Below are 15,953 nucleotides of genomic sequence, written 5' to 3' on the forward strand. Positions count from 1 at the left end.
GGCAAACATAAAATTACTGTTTGCTAAAATTAATGGATTTAGCACATAAAAAAGCACGGAATTTGACGAAGAACCTTGCCATACTCGTTTTTTTGTTTGCAAAGTTAAAGATCAACGAGTTAGACCTTGATACGCAAATCGGTGACAAACGGTGAAATAGCGTCCGGCATGTGTTAAATCTCGCTTCTTGTCGGGTAATGATTTGCAAATCGTTCTCCTGCTTAATTCTACTTTTCTTTGCTTTTTCAGCATTTTCGATTGGGCATCATCTTACACCGTAACGACACTGATGTTAAGCCGTTTAGCGTCATTTTTCTCATTTTACGAGGTTATTCCAGAGATTTCAGTAATTTTGCATAAAGAGGGATGTATAAAATCTAATTTCTCTCGATAAGTAAATCAAAAAGTTCTCTATTTACGTTATATATAAAAAGAAAAATTTAATCCCCATAGAATCATGGAGACAACGCACAAATATTTTCGACTGATACAATCAGTAATCTTCATACTACTTCTTTCCTTCAGCATGAGTTCGTGCGAGAAAGAAGAACCTGTTTCCACCCCTCCAAGTACAAGACAAACAGACCCTCCGGTCGACGACTTGACGGATTTTGAACTTAGTGACCCGATTATACGTCCGGATAATGAACAAACTGTATTCATGTATCTTCTCTGGTCTACTAACCTTACAAGTAACTTCAAACAGAATATCACCGATCTGAGAAAAGTAGTAGGCAGAAATGTGTTAAAGAATGAACGGATTATCGTGTTCATGTGTACCACACCGACAGAAGCAGCTCTTTTCGAACTTATCTATGAAGACGGAGAAGACGTACGAAAGACTTATAAAAATAATTATGAGTTTTCAAATCTTGAATATACAACAACAGATGGCATTGCCGCTATTCTGAATGATGTTAAAACCTATGCTCCTGCCAAACGATATGCAATGATTATCGGATGTCACGGACTGGGATGGATTCCCGTATCCAATACTCAATCCCGCAGTAGATTCAGTGCAACCAAGAGACATTGGGAATATGAAAATGTACCCATGACACGTTTATTCGGCGGACTGTCTCCCGAATATCAGACGGATATAACTACGCTTGCCGAAGGAATAACCCGTGTCGGCCTGAAAATGGAATATATACTTTTTGATGATTGCTATATGTCGGGCGTAGAGGTAGCTTATGACCTCAAGGACGTAACGGAGCATTTAATTGCTTCTACCAGTGAGGTGATGGCATATGGAATGCCTTATGCAGAGATTGGAGAATATCTGATAGGAGAAGTCAATTACGAGAAAATTTGTGACGGGTTCTATTCTTTTTATTCAAATTATACGGCAATGCCATGCGGTACGCTTGCTGTTACCGATTGCTCGGAATTGGAAAATCTGGCAACCATAATGAAAGACATTAATAGCCAATATACATTTGACCCGACATTAATCGGTTCTTTGCAAAGACTGGATGGCTATTCACCTGCTATATTCTTCGATTGTGAAGACTATGTTTCTAAGTTGTGTCCTGACCAGGGATTATTAGCCCAATTTAAAGAACAGTTGGATAGGACTGTTCCATTCAAAAGAAATACAGATTATTACTACACAATGACTAGAGGAAAAATAAAAATAGATACTTTCTCGGGGATTACTATTTCCGACCCGAGCACCAGTACGGAAGCTGCTAAAAAGAAAGAGACAGCCTGGTATATGGCTACACATTGAAGAGACAGGAAGCTATTTAAAGAGAGACAGGGAACTGTCAGAATAAATGCCATCACTCTGACGGCTTCCGGCAAAATCTCTTAATAAAAATTGAATCGAGAAAACAAATTCTTAATCAATGTTATAAAACATACTTTTTATCTTGGATTATTTGCAGATGTCGCATAAAGTACGTACCTTTGCAATGTGTTTTTCATAGTATTAGATTTAAGGTTAACAAAGGTTGGAGCAAGGCGTTGCTCCTTTTTTTATGTCTATACTCCAACCCTATTCTATTGGTTCTTTTGTATATAACAGTCATTATCCTTTAATCACTGCCATCGGAGCCAGTTCCACCAATGGTTTCACTAAATCCCGTTCATTGGCTATCACCTGGTCAATATCTTTATAAGCTCCCGGAGCTTCGTCAAGACCATCCTGCGTACGCAGTCCGTGAATTATACCCTGCTGATTCATTCGTTCCGTTTCTTCTTCCAGTGACAAACGACGACAGGCATCTTTTCTTCCCATCAGCCGACCTGCACCGTGCGAGCAACTCTTGAAGCTCTCCGGATTACCCAAACCTTCGACAATATAAGACTTAGTACCCATAGAACCGGGAATAATACCTATCTCGCCTTCATAAGCCCGTGTCGCTCCTTTTCGGTGTACAATCACGTCGTGTTCGAAGTGATTTTCCCAGGCTGCATAGTTATGGGCAATGTTAATCATCGGCTCGAAGTCCGTATCCGGCTTCACTGACTGAATGGATTCACAGATACGTGTCATCATCAACTGACGGTTGGCAAAGGCAAAGGCCACACAAAAATTCATTTCACGGAAATAATCTTTTGCCATCTGTGTCTCCATAGGCAGGTAAGCCAATCCCGGTATCATTTCAGAATACCATTTCTCATTCCAGTATTGCGCTATCTTATTATAATGATTGGCAACCTTCAGACCGACATTCCGGCTTCCCGAATGAAGCATCACCCACACATCGGAAGTATCCGTATCTTTCTGAATCTCTATAAAGTGATTACCACCACCCAACGTACCTATCTGCTTCAAACAGGCTTCGTATTGATTCTTCACAATCGGCATTTCTTCAAAATCAAATCCTTGAGGAAGCAGTTCTTTATCCTGCTTTTTATTCTGATGGTCGAATCCCAAAGGAATAACTTTACGAATCTCCGACATAATGGAAGTCAAATCCGTATAACTGAAATCCTCTGCTTTACGGTTTGTCTTAATCGCACACATTCCGCATCCGATATCCACTCCCACAGCGTTGGGAACAATCACACCTTTCGTAGCTAACACACCACCAATGGGCATTCCTTTTCCCGCATGCGCATCGGGCATAATAGCAATATGCCTGAATGCGAAAGGAAGTGAAGTCAAATCGCGGATTTGCGACATACAGGAATCTTCTACTTCACTCAACCACAACTTGGCGGGTACACGTGTTCCCATAATTACTTTTTCCATACTTTTTTCTTTTATCAATTCATGTAAATATTGTTATCGGGTGCAAAGTAAAAAGGGAAGTACGAAATCTATTTGCGCAATAGAATTAATTTTCTACTTTTGTGGATATATCCAAAATAATAGCCCCTAACTTCTTATAAAAGGACTCATGAAAAATATACTGATTATCGGCGCTAACGGGTTTACCGGACGCCGGCTATTGAACGATTTGTCTGCTCATAAACAATATAACGTCACCGGATGCTCCCTGCACCCGGATATTCTTCCAACTCCGGACAAGGCCGGAAGCTATCATTTCATTGAAACTGATATACAGGACGCGGCGGCTGTGAAAGACCTTTTCAAAAGAGTTCATCCCGATGTAGTCGTCAACTGTTCTGCCCTGTCCGTCCCCGATTATTGCGAGACGCACCACGAAGAAGCTTATCTTACCAATGTTACGGCAGTAGAGCAACTGGCACATCTCTGTAAGGGATACAAAAGCCGTTTCATCCATCTATCCACCGATTTCGTCTTTGACGGAAAGATGGATGAGCATATCGGACAATTATATACGGAAGAAGACGTTCCCGCTCCCGTTAATTATTATGGATTTACCAAATGGAAAGGCGAAGAAAAGGTTGCCGGGATTTGCAGCAACTACGCAATAGTTCGGGTGGAAATTGTTTATGGCAAAGCATTGGCAGGTCAGCATGGAAATATCGTCCAATTAGTGATGAACCGTTTGAAAGCCGGACAAGAGATTCGCGTTGTATCCAATCAATGGCGAACCCCGACTTATGTCGGAGACGTATCGAACGGAATACAACTCCTGATAGAAAATACGACCAACGGAATATTTCATATTTGTGGGGATGAATGTATGACCATCGCCGAGATTGCCTACCAGGTAGCAGACTGTCTGAATCTCGACCGTTCGCTTATCCATCCTGCCACTACGGAAGAGATGAAAGAAGCTACTCCCCGTCCCCGTTTCAGCGGAATGAGTATTGAAAAAGCTAAAACGATGCTTGGATACGAACCACGAAAGCTAAAAAAGCTCCTTTCAGATTGGGAAATTCTATAAGGGAAAGGACACATTACCAACTTATTACAACAGTATTTTCCGGCTTCAACCTTTCAATAATCTATCTTTACTGCATATTTATTTTGAAAATATGCAGTAAAGCCTTATCTTTGCACCAAAATAAAAAAAGACCAGTGATGAATCAAATATTACAATTACATAACGCTTCTCCGACTCTTGCAGGGATACCTTCCTTCTGCAACTCAAGTTGCGTGCATGTGCATTGGTTCAGCGGATTCATCTAAATTCACCCATCCTTTTTTAAAGGAACTGCCTATCGACTTATTTTGTTACTCATAAGCAGTATTCCTACTTGATTTTCAATAAGATGCATCATCTTTTTTGAAAATGTGCTGTGTGTAATCCAATCATTCGTTTAACCTAACCAAAAATATATACAATATGTTCTCTATTATATCTACTATGTTCTTAGGAATCGGCATCGGTTATGTATTGCGTAACTGGAGTATTTTGCAAAAGACAGAAAAGACAATTTCTCTTACAATATTCTTGTTACTCTTTATTCTCGGTGTGTCTATCGGCTCTAATAGCCTGATTGTGAACAATCTCGGAAAGTTCGGATGGCAAGCTGTCATTCTTGCTTCATCCGGTGTATTGGGAAGCCTGATTGCTGCCCGCTTGGTACTACAACTATTTTTCAAGAAAGGAGGTAAACAATGAAAGGAAGTCTGATTGTTATATTATTCTTTTGCGTAGGCTGTGTCATGGGACTTTTCAATAAGTTCGAATTCGATACACATACCGTTTCTATGTATATACTCTACGCATTAATGCTGCAAGTGGGAATCAGTATCGGTTCTAACAAGAATCTGAAAGCTATTGTTTCACATCTGCATCCCAAAATGTTATTGATTCCTTTGGGGACAATTATCGGCACACTGTTATTCTCGGCCCTGGCAAGCCTGTTACTGCGTCAATGGAGTGTATTCGACTGTATGGCAGTGGGAAGCGGATTTGCATATTACTCGCTTTCTTCTATCCTCATCACCCAGTTTAAGGAACCATCTATCGGCCTTCAACTGGCTACGGAACTGGGAACTATCGCCCTGCTGACCAATATCTTCCGTGAAATGATGGCTCTGCTGGGCACTCCGGTTATCAAGAAATATTTTGGGAAGCTAGCCCCTATCTCAGTAGCCGGAGTCAATTCAATGGATGTATTGTTACCGTCTATCAGCAGATATTCGGGAAAGGAAATGATTCCCATCGCCATCCTGCACGGTATCTTGATTGATATTAGCGTTCCGGTTTTCGTCTCTTTTTTCTGTAATCTCTAAGACGGACGGACTAATCCGGAAGCAACGAGGGCAAACTTAATATCAGCATAGGAGACATCGTCTCCTAATGCTGCTTTAATAGCAAACATTCCCATATATTCATGTTCTTCCAAATACTTCCGTATCTTCGCCAGATTTTCAGCTTTCACCACCTGTTCCACCTTAATCTTACCCGAACGAACATACTGTTCCAAATGTCCTGCAATCGTCCCAGTCACCAAATCACGTGTTTTAGCTATTTCATCTATGCTCATCCCTTGACAGAACATTTCATAACTAACAATTTTTGTATCTTTCTTCGGCTCTTTTTTCTCTTCCTTTTTCTTATCTTTCTTATGCTCCTTCGCTGAAATAAATATCTCCTTGACTTCCGGCCGTTCCACTTGATTTTCTTTCATATACTTACGAACAATCCCCAGAATTTCAAGCCCATATTTCTCCACTCCTTTCGCCCCGAAATACGGTATGGCTTCCAAAGCCGCCGGAGTGTCCGGCAACAGATTGACAATTCCCATCAATGCTTTCTGCTGCATAATGACATAAGCAGGCACATTGGCTTCACGCGTCTTTTCTGTTCTCCATTCCGCCAAAGCACGATAAAGCTCCGGATGCAGAATATCCGTAGGAACATCTACTTTCACTTTCCCGGAACGACTGCTTGCCGCACGTTCTTTCCGTTCTCTTTTCTCTCCCGGAACTCTGGAAGACGAGGCAGAAGTTGAAGAATCTTCTTCGAGACTTAACATAACTTTCGCTTTCTGCTTCAGATAATCCGAAACGGTGAAAGTTGACGTACATACGGTGTCCAATAAAGATTCTTTAATGCACAACGCATCATCCAGTGTTTGCAGACGTTCATTCAATTGTTTCCTTAATTCCCTATTGTCAAGAGGCATATTGGTCTTATCGAACAAGGCACGAACCGGTTCCAACTCTTTACGAAAATATCCGGCACCGGAACGGATACGTTCCTGCAACTCCTGATTTCCGGCATAATCTTCACTTTCATTTATCAACCGGGTATATTGGTTGCGAAAACGACGGGCAACTTCCACAATCCTTTCCTTCATGTGGGGTTCCAAAGCCTTGTATTCGGCAAGCTGCTTCGGAAAGAGCCTGTAAAGGTCTTCATCCATCATGCGGAGCAGCCGCTTATAAGCCTGCTCAATAGAATAGAAGTTAAACAAATCACTTAACAAGTCAAAGAAATAGGCCTTCTGCATATCATTCAACTGCTTGCTTCCCGGCTTATTCCGCTCCACTGCTTTTGTGAAGTTATCGACCACACTGTCGCTAATGATAGCTTCCCGGCGCAAAGGAGATTCCAGCACCATTCCTTCCAAAGTCTTGCATCGGCTCAAAGCTACATACGTCTGTCCATGTGCAAAGGAATTACGCGCATCAATAATGGCACGTTCAAACGTCAATCCCTGACTTTTATGAATCGTAATAGCCCAAGCCAGCCGAATAGGATACTGTCGAAATACTCCCGCTATTTCTTCTGTAATTTCTTTCGTCTCCTCGTTCAATACGTATTTATAATTCCCCCATTCTTCCTGCAACAGTTGAAACTCATGTTCGCTATCCTTTCCACGTACAAACATACCCGTTTCGTTGACAGTCACCACTTCTCCAATCATACCGTTATAATACCGTTTTTCCGAAGAAACATCATTCTTGAGGAACATGATTTGCGCCCCCTCCTTAATAGTGAGAACTTCATCCGCAGGATAGGAATATTCGGGGAAATCGTCTTTCACTTCAGCACGGAAACTGTAAGCCTTCCCGGGCAAAGAAGCCAGCTCACGGTCATTGATCCGCTGTGCCTGATTATTATGTGTCGTCAGACGGATATAACCTTCTTCTTTTGGGGGCTGAAAATCTCGCTGATACCGTTTGTTCAACTCATTCAAGACTTCATCATCCGCTTTATTCTCCCGTATCTTATTCAACAGGGAAAGAAAAAAAGTATCACTCTGACGATACACCTTTTCCAGTTCAATCGTCATATAAGTAGTTTCCCTCAGCGCACGGCTGGCAAAGAAATAGGGTGTTTCGTAATAATGCCGCAACATCTCCCACTCGCTGTCTTTCACAACGGGCGCCAACTGCTGCAAATCCCCAATCATCAACAACTGTACCCCGCCGAATGGTTTCTCACGGTCACGATAACGCCGCAAAGTCGCATCCACCGCATCCAGCAAATCCGCACGTACCATACTGATTTCATCAATCACAAGCAAATCCATGCTCCGAATGATGTTACGTTTCTCTTTATTAATACGGTAGTGTATCTGTGCCGAGTTAAGAGTGGTATCGGGCACGAACGGCGCAAAAGACAACTGAAAGAATGAATGGATTGTTACTCCGCCCGCATTGATAGCCGCAATACCCGTAGGCGCCAAAACAACCATGCGTTTAGGACTTTGTTCTCTTAACCGTCTTAAAAATGTAGTTTTTCCAGTTCCGGCTTTACCGGTAAGAAATAGATGTGTGCCTGTATTTTCTATGAACTGCCAAGCAAGTTGCAGTTCAGGGTTATTTTCCATGTGCTTCAAATTTTCAACAAAGGTAGCTAATATTCTTTTTCTTTCGTCTTGATACGAAAGAAAAAGAACATCATTTCATGGAACCGCCTACGATATCCAGCAACTCATTGGTAATCGCCTGCTGCCGACTCTTGTTATACTGCTTCGTCAAATCTTGAATCAGCTCGTTTGCATTGTCCGTAGCTACCTGCATAGCTAACGTACGCGCGGCATGTTCCGAAGTATTTGAGTCAACGGCAGCAGTAAACAGTTTTTGGCTCAATACGGTCGGGATAAGGTTGGCTATCAGTTCTTCGGCGTTGGGTTCGATGATATAATCGTTTGCTATTTCATGGTCTTCCACTTCCTCCTTGTTCTTTTGTTCCTCCTCATCTATGATATGCGTCAAATCGATGGGGAGATACGTTTCACGGAGAAGAATCTGCAAGCCCATAGATTTAAAGTGATGATAGATAATCTCTACACGATCCACTTCGCCGGATACATACATTTCCATCAGGTGGTGAGCCAGATCGGCGGCTTCCTGATAAGTCGGTTTATCGGAGAGCGTAGGAGAAGTTTCCTGTGGTTGGAACCCCATGCGCTTCACGGCTTCATCCACTTTCTTGCCTACCGGAAAAATCAAGATGTTGTCCTGTCCCAGGGTACGGTATTCGCCAACCGTTTGCAATAACATTTTGATGACGTTGGCGTTGAAAGCACCACACAGAGAGGTGTTCGAGGAAAAAGCGACAATGGCAACACGCTTCACTTCGCGTTCCTTCACATAAGGAGACTCGACAGGAAGGTCTGCGCTTAGGAAATTAGTCAGAATCTTGTTCAACTTCCTCTGATAAGGCAGCATATTCTCAATGGCTCCTTGTGCCTTGTGTAATTTGGCAGAAGCCACCATCTTCATTGCTGAAGTGATTTTTCGGGTACTTTTTACCGAATTTATTCTGGTTTTTACTTCTTTCAGTGAAGCCATAACTTTTTAATTTAAGAATTAAAGATGAGAAATGAAGAACCTGCTATGCAGTATAAACAAATGATTTCTTCATTTCTACACATTTCTATAAGTACTGTTTCGCAACCATGGCGGCAGTCTCTTCGATGGCGTTCGTTACACTATCGTCGATAACACCGGTTTTCAATACATCCAAGACATCCTCCTGGTGATTCAGTTGCAGAGATTCGATGAAGCTGCGTTCAAAGTCCTGTACCTTATCCAATGGGACGTTACGGAGAAGTCCGTGCGTACCACAATAGAGGATAGCAATCTGCTGCTCTACGGGCATCGGACTGTACTGAGGTTGAATCAACAGTTGGGCATTCTTGCGTCCCTTGTCGATGGTCAGGGCGGTAATCGGATCCATATCACTGCTGAACTTGGAGAAAGCTTCCAGTTCGCGATATTGCGCCTGGTCCATCTTCAGTGTTCCGGCAACCTTCTTCATGGCCTTGATCTGCGCGTTACCACCTACACGGGAAACCGAGATACCGACGTTGATGGCCGGACGTACACCCTGATTGAACAAGTCAGTTTCGAGGAATATCTGTCCGTCGGTGATAGAAATCACGTTCGTAGGGATATAGGCCGAGACGTCACCTGCCTGCGTTTCGATGATAGGCAGTGCGGTGAGAGAACCGCCACCTTTGACGATATCTTTCAGACTGTCCGGCAAGTCGTTCATTTCGCGTGCCACTTCTTCCTGGCTGATAATCTTTGCCGCACGTTCCAACAGACGGGAGTGCAGGTAGAAAATATCACCCGGATATGCTTCACGTCCCGACGGACGACGAAGAATCAAAGAAACCTCACGATAAGCTACCGCTTGCTTGGAAAGGTCATCATAGACAACCAATGCATGACGACCGGTATCACGGAAATACTCACCGATGGCGGCACCCGCAAACGGTGCATAATACTGCAATGCAGCCGGGTCACCGGCTGTGGCGGCAACTACAATCGTGTATTCCAGTGCACCGTACTCGCGAAGCGTATTCACGATAGAAGCAACAGTAGAACCCTTCTGACCGATAGCCACATAGATACAATATACAGGGTCACCCGCCAGAAAGTTATTACGCTGGTTGATAATCGTGTCAATCGCGATAGAGGTCTTTCCTGTCTGACGGTCACCGATAATCAACTCACGCTGTCCGCGACCGATAGGAATCATGGCATCCACAGCTTTCAGTCCGGTCTGCAACGGTTGGTTTACCGGCTGACGGAAGATAACTCCCGGAGCTTTCCGTTCCAACGGCATATCATACAGGTCGCCACCGACGAGCCCTTTACCGTCGAGCGGTTCGCCCAACGGGTCGATGACACGTCCCAACATCCCCTCTCCCACACGGATAGAGGCGATACGCTTGGTACGTTTCACGATAAATCCCTCTTTGATTCTGTCCGTCGGCCCCAGTAGCACAGCACCCACGTTGTCCTCTTCAAGGTTCATCACGATTGCTTTGATACCATTGTCGAACTCAAGCAGTTCATTCGCTTCGGCATTCCGCAGTCCATAGATACGGACAACACCGTCGCTCACCTGGAGCACCGTACCGATTTCGTCAAGTTGCACATTGGCATTGATTCCTTCGAGCTGCTTGCGCAATATATCCGATACTTCGCTTACTCTTATATTTTCAGACATTATACAATTCTCCTATTCTTATCAATAAATTGTTGTTTCACTCGCTTCAACTGCGTGGCAACGCTCGCGTCCAGCCGGTAGTCGTTGATATCGAAGATAAATCCACCGTCGATAGACGGATCCACCACCGTTTCCAGTTCCACTTGGGCGTGCAGGATATGCGTGGCAGCAGAGCGAATCCGGTCTTCCGTCTCCTTATCGACGGGCACGGCCGTAATCAGCCTGCCGGTGCCGATATGTTTCAGTTTCCGGTAAAGATCCATATACATCAGGCTGATAAATTGCAGATAGCCCTCACGCCTGTTTCTCAATACCAAAGTGATGAAACGGACAAACTCCCTCGTTGACTTACCGTCACCATCGGCAGCGGTACAGACCAGCGCCAATTTCTCTTTCGTCGTGACGACAGGATTTTCAAGCGTTTCACGCAACCCGGGCTGGGCACGGAAGCAATAGGCCAGAGTCATAAATTCCTGGTATATCCTGTCCTCCAAACCTTTTTCCTGCGCGTATTCAATCATCGCTTTTGCATAACGCATCGAGAGTATTCCGACTTCCATCTTCCTTAGTTCTTATTCGGGGTTAATACTTCATCCAGCATCCGGTCAATCATGCCCATCTGCGCATCCTTGTCCTCAAGACTCTTGCGGAGCACCTTCTCGGCGATGTCGACCGAAAGAACAGCCACCTGGCGACGTATGTCGCGGATAGCTTCGTCCTTTTCAATCTGGATTTGTTGTTTCACCGCATCCAGTTCCTTTTGTGCGGCTATCTCGGCTTGCTTGCGGGCCTCGTGAACAATCTTGTCACGTTCTTCCATCGCTTCCTTCAAGATGCGTCCCTGTTCCTTGTTGGCAGCAGCCACCAACGCGTCGCCTTCCGCTTTCAGCTTGGACAACTGTGCATTGGCTTCCCTCGCCACCTCCAAGGACTGGTCGATATAGGTCTTACGGCCTTCCACCATCTTGATGATGACGGGGAAGCCGTATTTTGCCAATATCACGAACACAATCCCGAATGAGAGGAACATCCAGAACAACAGGCCACTATCAGGTAATAGTAATGACATAGGCTTAGAGGAAGAATACCAACAGACAAACTACTACCGCCAACAATGCCACACCTTCAATCAAGGCGGCGGCGATAATCATATTCATACGGATATCACCTGACGCTTCCGGCTGACGTGCAATAGCTTCCATAGCCGAACCACCAATTTTACCAATACCCAAACCAGCTCCGATTACTGCAAGACCTGCACCGATAGCTGCACCTAATTTACTTACTCCTACTGCTGCCGCAGTGGCTTGTAACAATACTGATAGGATCATAATTTTCAGTTTTAAAATGGTTTATATTTTTTATTTACTCTCTTTTTATTCTCTATTTATTCATCTATTTATTTCTCTTCTGCCTTGACCTTTGCCCCTTCCTGTGCCAGTCCAATAAACACTGCCGACAACATGGTAAATACGTAAGCCTGGATGAAAGCAACCAACAGTTCAAGCGCATTCATAAAGATGTTGAACAATACGGAAGCCACCGTCAGCGTGCCATTCAGCGCAGGCCCCATGCTTGCCGAGATGAATATCAGACAAGTGAGCACCAACATCGCCATATGTCCCGCCAGCATATTGGCGAAAAGACGGATCATCAAGGCAAACGGTTTCGTAAAGATTCCGAAGAACTCGATGAACGGCATCATCGGCACCGGCACTTTCAGCCACCAAGGCACATCCGGCCAAAAGATATCTTTCCAATAATGCTTCGTTCCGAAGACATTCACTGCCAGGAACGTACATATCGCAAGTACCATGGTAATGGCGATATTTCCCGTCACATTCGCACCTCCGGGGAAGAGCGGAATCAATCCCATCATATTATTGATAAAGATAAAAAAGAACGCTGTCAGCAGATACGGGGCAAACTTCCGGTAGTTCGGGCCGACACAACTCTTGATGATGTCGTCGTTCACCATCATGATGAACATCTCCATAAATCCGATAAATCCACCCGGCGCTTTGGCTCCTTGGGGACGTTTCCTGTACCAGTGCGCCACACTCAACACGATAACCAGTAGCAATACGCTGTTGAACAGCAGGGCGAATGTCACTTTCGTAATAGAAATATCCCAAGGGCGAACCTGCTCACCTGCCGCATTATATTCCACCAATTTGCCTTCGTACTTACTTCCTGCGGGAGCGATGGAGAGTCCTTCATACGTACCGCCATTCTCTTCGAGCCGGGAAGAAAGGAACACATGCCAACCTGTACTACCACTATAAACGATGATGGGTAATGGTATAATAATCTGCGTCTTACCCCATGTCGTAATATGCCATTCGTATGAGTCGCCGATATGCCCGAACACGATTTCCTTCACGTCCACCGTGTTCTCCTCTTCTTCTTTCGGAGTAATCCCGTCCTGCGTTTGAGAAGTCGCGTCCCCCGCCTGTTCCTGTGCAAGAACCGGCAGGCTGACCACCAACATCAGGCAGGACAGAACCAAAGGAGCTACTATGTTATGCAACTGTTTCATTTTTCTTCTTATTTTTCTTCTTCAGTTTCCGGTTCACTTCAAAGGAGAAGAAGAACCAGGTTTCGAATATCAGATATATCAAATAGAACGAGATAAACGTGAGCAGAAACGCTTTGGCTTCTTCGCGTACGGCAAGGCAATAAATCAAGACCAGGATAATAGAAAGAATCATCTTTACCATCTTTATCGCCAGGTACAACAGTAACATTCTTTGCGGAGCGTGCAGTCGGCACGCATCGAACATATAGATACTAAACAAACCGAATAAATAGAAATAAACCGGAATGAACGGATACCCGCCGAAATAATGCCCGGGCAGAGCAAAGTGCAAAATGACCGCCCCAAGTGCCGCGCTTAAGATTGCAAATAAAGTATGCAAACCGATAAAGTTCCGTTTCGTTTTACTAATATTCACCATAATGTCACTGTGTTTTTCTTCTGTACTTATTCAATCTCGTCTTTTTCCGTCAGGAAATACAGGCAGAAACCGTCCCGTCACTCATTTCGACAAAACCACCCTGAATATCCATTGTATGCTCCTCTCCTTCCAACGTCGTATAACTCAGCGTACCCGCTTTCAATGACGAGACGATGGGCGCATGCCCCGGAAGAATGGAAAACGACCCGATGGTGCCCGGCAATGTGACAATCTTCACATCTCCGTCGAATATGCTCTTCTCGGGCGATACTATACTCAAATGCAGTTCTTTCATCACTCTATGTTTTTATTTCTTTGCCTGTTCCATCAGTTTCTTACCTTTCTCTATCGCTTCCTCGATGGTTCCGACATTCAGGAAAGCCTGTTCGGGAAGATAATCCACTTCACCGTCCAAAATCATCCTGAATCCCTTAATCGTATCTTCGATAGTCACCATCACGCCCGGCACACCCGTAAACTGTTCGGCTACGGCAAACGGTTGTGAAAGGAAACGCTGCACACGGCGGGCGCGGTTCACTACCATCTTGTCCTCTTCCGAAAGTTCCTCCATACCGAGGATGGAGATAATATCCTGCAATTCCTTGTTGCGTTGCAGAATCTGTTTCACCCGTTGCGCTACGTCATAATGTTCTTGGCCGACGATGTGCGGGTCAAGGATACGGGAAGTAGAAGCCAACGGGTCTACAGCCGGATAGATACCCAGCTCCGTAATCTTACGGTCGAGCACGGTAGTCGCGTCCAAGTGGCTGAAAGTCGTTGCGGGAGCCGGGTCTGTCAAGTCGTCAGCCGGCACATACACAGCCTGTACAGAGGTGATGGAACCTTTGCGGGTAGACGTGATACGTTCCTGCATCGCACCCATTTCCGTAGCCAGTGTCGGCTGGTAACCAACGGCGGAAGGCATACGCCCCAAAAGGGCAGACACTTCCGAACCGGCCTGCGTGAAACGGAAAATATTATCAATGAAGAACAGGATATCGCGTTTCTCGCCCTCGCTTCCGGCGTCACGGAAAGATTCCGCTACCGTCAGTCCGGACAATGCTACGGAAGCACGCGCTCCCGGCGGTTCGTTCATCTGACCGAATATCAGCGATACCTGCGATTTCTCCAGTTCGTTATAATCTACTTTCGAAAGATCCCAGTGACCTTTCTCCATCCCTTCCTTGAATGCTTCGCCGTAGCGGATAACGCCCGATTCAATCATTTCGCGCAGCAAGTCGTTACCTTCACGGGTACGCTCACCTACTCCGGCGAATACGGAGAATCCGTTATGCTTCTTGGCGATATTGTTGATAAGTTCCTGAATCAATACAGTCTTTCCTACACCGGCACCACCGAATAAACCGATTTTACCACCTTTGGCATACGGTTCGAGCAGGTCGATAACCTTGATACCTGTGAAGAGCACTTCCTGCACAGTTGTCAAATCTTCAAATTTAGGGGGATCACGATGGATGGAATAAGCGCCTTTGCGGTCGAGGTCTTTCATACCGTCGATAGAATCACCGACCACGTTCATCAACCGGCCTTTAATCTGTTCGCCGATCGGCATGGTAATCGGGCCTCCGGTGGGATACACCTTCATGCCTCGTTGCAGTCCGTCGGTACTGTCCATTGCTACGGTACGCACCGTATTCTCACCGATATGTTGCTGAACTTCCACAACCAGTATTTTGCCGTTTGGCCTTTTTATCTCCAGTGCATCGTGGATACTTGGCAGCACCAGTTCTGCATCCGTACCTTCAAAGTACACATCGACCACAGGGCCGATAACCTGCGAGATATGTCCGATAATCTGTGACATAAGCAATCTTTTTATTTATATTATTCTTTCTCTATTCCTATTGAATCTTAATAGTATGACAAGGAACGAATATTTCGCGCTTTATCTGTTTTACTATTATAATAAACAGCTAAGTTCAGCTTTTGTTCATCTATTTTCTATTTCTAATAAACTATCATCAAAAGAAATAGTTAAATAAACAACGGTGCAAATGTAGAAACAAATACGTGAGATTGTTCTTCCTTTGTCATTATTTGTCGTTCGATAACACTTATTAGCCCAAGAAATACTACAAAAATGACAAAATCGGAACCTTTCAGTTACAATTATAAAGTAATACGTATTATCTGATGATAAAATAATAACAATAGTTCGTTAAAAATTCGCCACGCCTAAGCGGCTCTGGCAGTAAATAAAATGAGTTCTTTGAAAAGTTTGTCA

General features: G+C 44.5%; 15 protein-coding genes. 4 read left to right on the plus strand and 11 right to left on the minus strand.

Features of this window, described 5'->3' with window-relative positions:
• Positions 1-457: 457 nt before the first annotated feature.
• Positions 458-1,732 (plus strand): clostripain-related cysteine peptidase, encoded by a 1,275-nt coding sequence (locus AB5443_RS24840; RefSeq protein WP_277135371.1) that lies wholly within the window; start codon positions 458-460, stop codon positions 1,730-1,732.
• Positions 1,733-2,032: 300 nt separating this feature from the next.
• Here AB5443_RS24840 and AB5443_RS24845 read toward each other — a convergent pair whose 3' ends face one another.
• A complete protein-coding gene (locus AB5443_RS24845; RefSeq protein ID WP_136014538.1) occupies positions 2,033-3,202 on the minus strand; it encodes an RtcB family protein in 1,170 nt (389 codons plus the stop codon).
• Positions 3,203-3,350: 148 nt separating this feature from the next.
• On the opposite strand from AB5443_RS24845, the gene AB5443_RS24850 reads away from it, so the two are divergent.
• The 3 genes from AB5443_RS24850 (at position 3,351) to AB5443_RS24860 (ending at position 5,566) form a co-directional block, all read left to right on the plus strand.
• Complete coding sequence (locus AB5443_RS24850; RefSeq protein ID WP_368114579.1) at positions 3,351-4,268, plus strand: NAD(P)-dependent oxidoreductase; 918 nt, start codon at positions 3,351-3,353, stop codon at positions 4,266-4,268.
• 402 nt (positions 4,269-4,670) lie between these two features.
• On the plus strand, positions 4,671-4,949 hold the full coding sequence (locus AB5443_RS24855) for a LysO family transporter (RefSeq protein WP_022138007.1): 279 nt from the start codon (positions 4,671-4,673) through the stop codon (positions 4,947-4,949).
• Positions 4,946-5,566 carry a lysine exporter LysO family protein gene (locus AB5443_RS24860; protein ID WP_022138006.1) on the plus strand — a complete coding sequence of 207 codons (621 nt, stop codon included), beginning with the start codon at positions 4,946-4,948 and terminating at the stop codon, positions 5,564-5,566. Before AB5443_RS24855 ends, AB5443_RS24860 begins: the two co-directional genes overlap by 4 nt.
• Here AB5443_RS24860 and AB5443_RS24865 read toward each other — a convergent pair.
• From AB5443_RS24865 to atpD, 10 genes are all read right to left on the minus strand, one after another.
• Positions 5,563-8,115 (minus strand): helix-turn-helix domain-containing protein, encoded by a 2,553-nt coding sequence (locus AB5443_RS24865; RefSeq protein WP_368114578.1) that lies wholly within the window; start codon positions 8,113-8,115, stop codon positions 5,563-5,565. The genes AB5443_RS24860 and AB5443_RS24865 overlap by 4 nt on opposite strands.
• Positions 8,116-8,185: 70 nt before the next feature.
• The gene (locus AB5443_RS24870; protein ID WP_195407870.1) at positions 8,186-9,082 is read right to left on the minus strand and encodes a F0F1 ATP synthase subunit gamma; all 897 of its coding nucleotides are present in this window, start codon (positions 9,080-9,082) and stop codon (positions 8,186-8,188) included.
• Between the two features lie 85 nt (positions 9,083-9,167).
• A complete protein-coding gene (atpA, locus tag AB5443_RS24875) occupies positions 9,168-10,751 on the minus strand; it encodes a F0F1 ATP synthase subunit alpha (protein WP_195407869.1) in 1,584 nt (527 codons plus the stop codon).
• Positions 10,751-11,311 (minus strand): F0F1 ATP synthase subunit delta, encoded by a 561-nt coding sequence (locus AB5443_RS24880; RefSeq protein WP_044656831.1) that lies wholly within the window; start codon positions 11,309-11,311, stop codon positions 10,751-10,753. The genes atpA and AB5443_RS24880 overlap by 1 nt, the downstream gene beginning before the upstream one ends.
• A 5-nt stretch (positions 11,312-11,316) precedes the next feature.
• Positions 11,317-11,820: a F0F1 ATP synthase subunit B gene (atpF, locus tag AB5443_RS24885; RefSeq protein WP_294543482.1), complete on the minus strand. Its 504-nt coding sequence runs from the start codon at positions 11,818-11,820 to the stop codon at positions 11,317-11,319.
• Between the two features lie 4 nt (positions 11,821-11,824).
• The gene (gene atpE / locus AB5443_RS24890; RefSeq protein WP_024988623.1) at positions 11,825-12,082 is read right to left on the minus strand and encodes an ATP synthase F0 subunit C; all 258 of its coding nucleotides are present in this window, start codon (positions 12,080-12,082) and stop codon (positions 11,825-11,827) included.
• A 68-nt stretch (positions 12,083-12,150) separates the two neighbouring features.
• Positions 12,151-13,290 (minus strand): F0F1 ATP synthase subunit A, encoded by a 1,140-nt coding sequence (gene atpB, locus AB5443_RS24895; RefSeq protein WP_368114577.1) that lies wholly within the window; start codon positions 13,288-13,290, stop codon positions 12,151-12,153.
• Positions 13,274-13,708: a hypothetical protein gene (locus AB5443_RS24900; protein WP_022137274.1), complete on the minus strand. Its 435-nt coding sequence runs from the start codon at positions 13,706-13,708 to the stop codon at positions 13,274-13,276. Before AB5443_RS24900 ends, atpB begins: the two co-directional genes overlap by 17 nt.
• Positions 13,709-13,757: 49 nt before the next feature.
• Positions 13,758-14,003, minus strand: coding sequence for an ATP synthase F1 subunit epsilon (gene atpC / locus AB5443_RS24905; protein ID WP_022137275.1), 246 nt, complete (start codon positions 14,001-14,003; stop codon positions 13,758-13,760).
• 12 nt (positions 14,004-14,015) lie between these two features.
• Positions 14,016-15,533, minus strand: a complete 1,518-nt coding sequence (gene atpD / locus AB5443_RS24910) for a F0F1 ATP synthase subunit beta (protein ID WP_022137276.1) — start codon at positions 15,531-15,533, stop codon at positions 14,016-14,018.
• Positions 15,534-15,953 lie beyond the last annotated feature (420 nt).

Source organism: Bacteroides sp. RTP21281st1_H5_RTP21281_210402 (genome assembly GCF_040918965.1).
In the GTDB taxonomy this organism is placed as follows: Bacteria; Bacteroidota; Bacteroidia; order Bacteroidales; family Bacteroidaceae; genus Bacteroides; species Bacteroides congonensis.

Bases quoted from the DNA above. Each gene is read 5' to 3' on its own strand.
- AB5443_RS24860 (WP_022138006.1), top strand. From the start codon at position 4,946: ATGAAAGGAAGTCTGATTGTTATATTATTCTTTTGCGTAGGCTGTGTC.
- atpD (WP_022137276.1), bottom strand. From the start codon at position 15,533: ATGTCACAGATTATCGGACATATCTCGCAGGTTATCGGCCCTGTGGTC.
- AB5443_RS24870 (WP_195407870.1), bottom strand. From the start codon at position 9,082: ATGGCTTCACTGAAAGAAGTAAAAACCAGAATAAATTCGGTAAAAAGT.
- AB5443_RS24880 (WP_044656831.1), bottom strand. From the start codon at position 11,311: ATGGAAGTCGGAATACTCTCGATGCGTTATGCAAAAGCGATGATTGAA.
- AB5443_RS24850 (WP_368114579.1), top strand. From the start codon at position 3,351: ATGAAAAATATACTGATTATCGGCGCTAACGGGTTTACCGGACGCCGG.
- AB5443_RS24900 (WP_022137274.1), bottom strand. From the start codon at position 13,708: ATGGTGAATATTAGTAAAACGAAACGGAACTTTATCGGTTTGCATACT.
- atpF (WP_294543482.1), bottom strand. From the start codon at position 11,820: ATGTCATTACTATTACCTGATAGTGGCCTGTTGTTCTGGATGTTCCTC.
- AB5443_RS24865 (WP_368114578.1), bottom strand. From the start codon at position 8,115: ATGGAAAATAACCCTGAACTGCAACTTGCTTGGCAGTTCATAGAAAAT.
- AB5443_RS24855 (WP_022138007.1), top strand. From the start codon at position 4,671: ATGTTCTCTATTATATCTACTATGTTCTTAGGAATCGGCATCGGTTAT.
- atpB (WP_368114577.1), bottom strand. From the start codon at position 13,290: ATGAAACAGTTGCATAACATAGTAGCTCCTTTGGTTCTGTCCTGCCTG.
- AB5443_RS24840 (WP_277135371.1), top strand. From the start codon at position 458: ATGGAGACAACGCACAAATATTTTCGACTGATACAATCAGTAATCTTC.
- AB5443_RS24845 (WP_136014538.1), bottom strand. From the start codon at position 3,202: ATGGAAAAAGTAATTATGGGAACACGTGTACCCGCCAAGTTGTGGTTG.
- atpE (WP_024988623.1), bottom strand. From the start codon at position 12,082: ATGATCCTATCAGTATTGTTACAAGCCACTGCGGCAGCAGTAGGAGTA.
- atpC (WP_022137275.1), bottom strand. From the start codon at position 14,003: ATGAAAGAACTGCATTTGAGTATAGTATCGCCCGAGAAGAGCATATTC.
- atpA (WP_195407869.1), bottom strand. From the start codon at position 10,751: ATGTCTGAAAATATAAGAGTAAGCGAAGTATCGGATATATTGCGCAAG.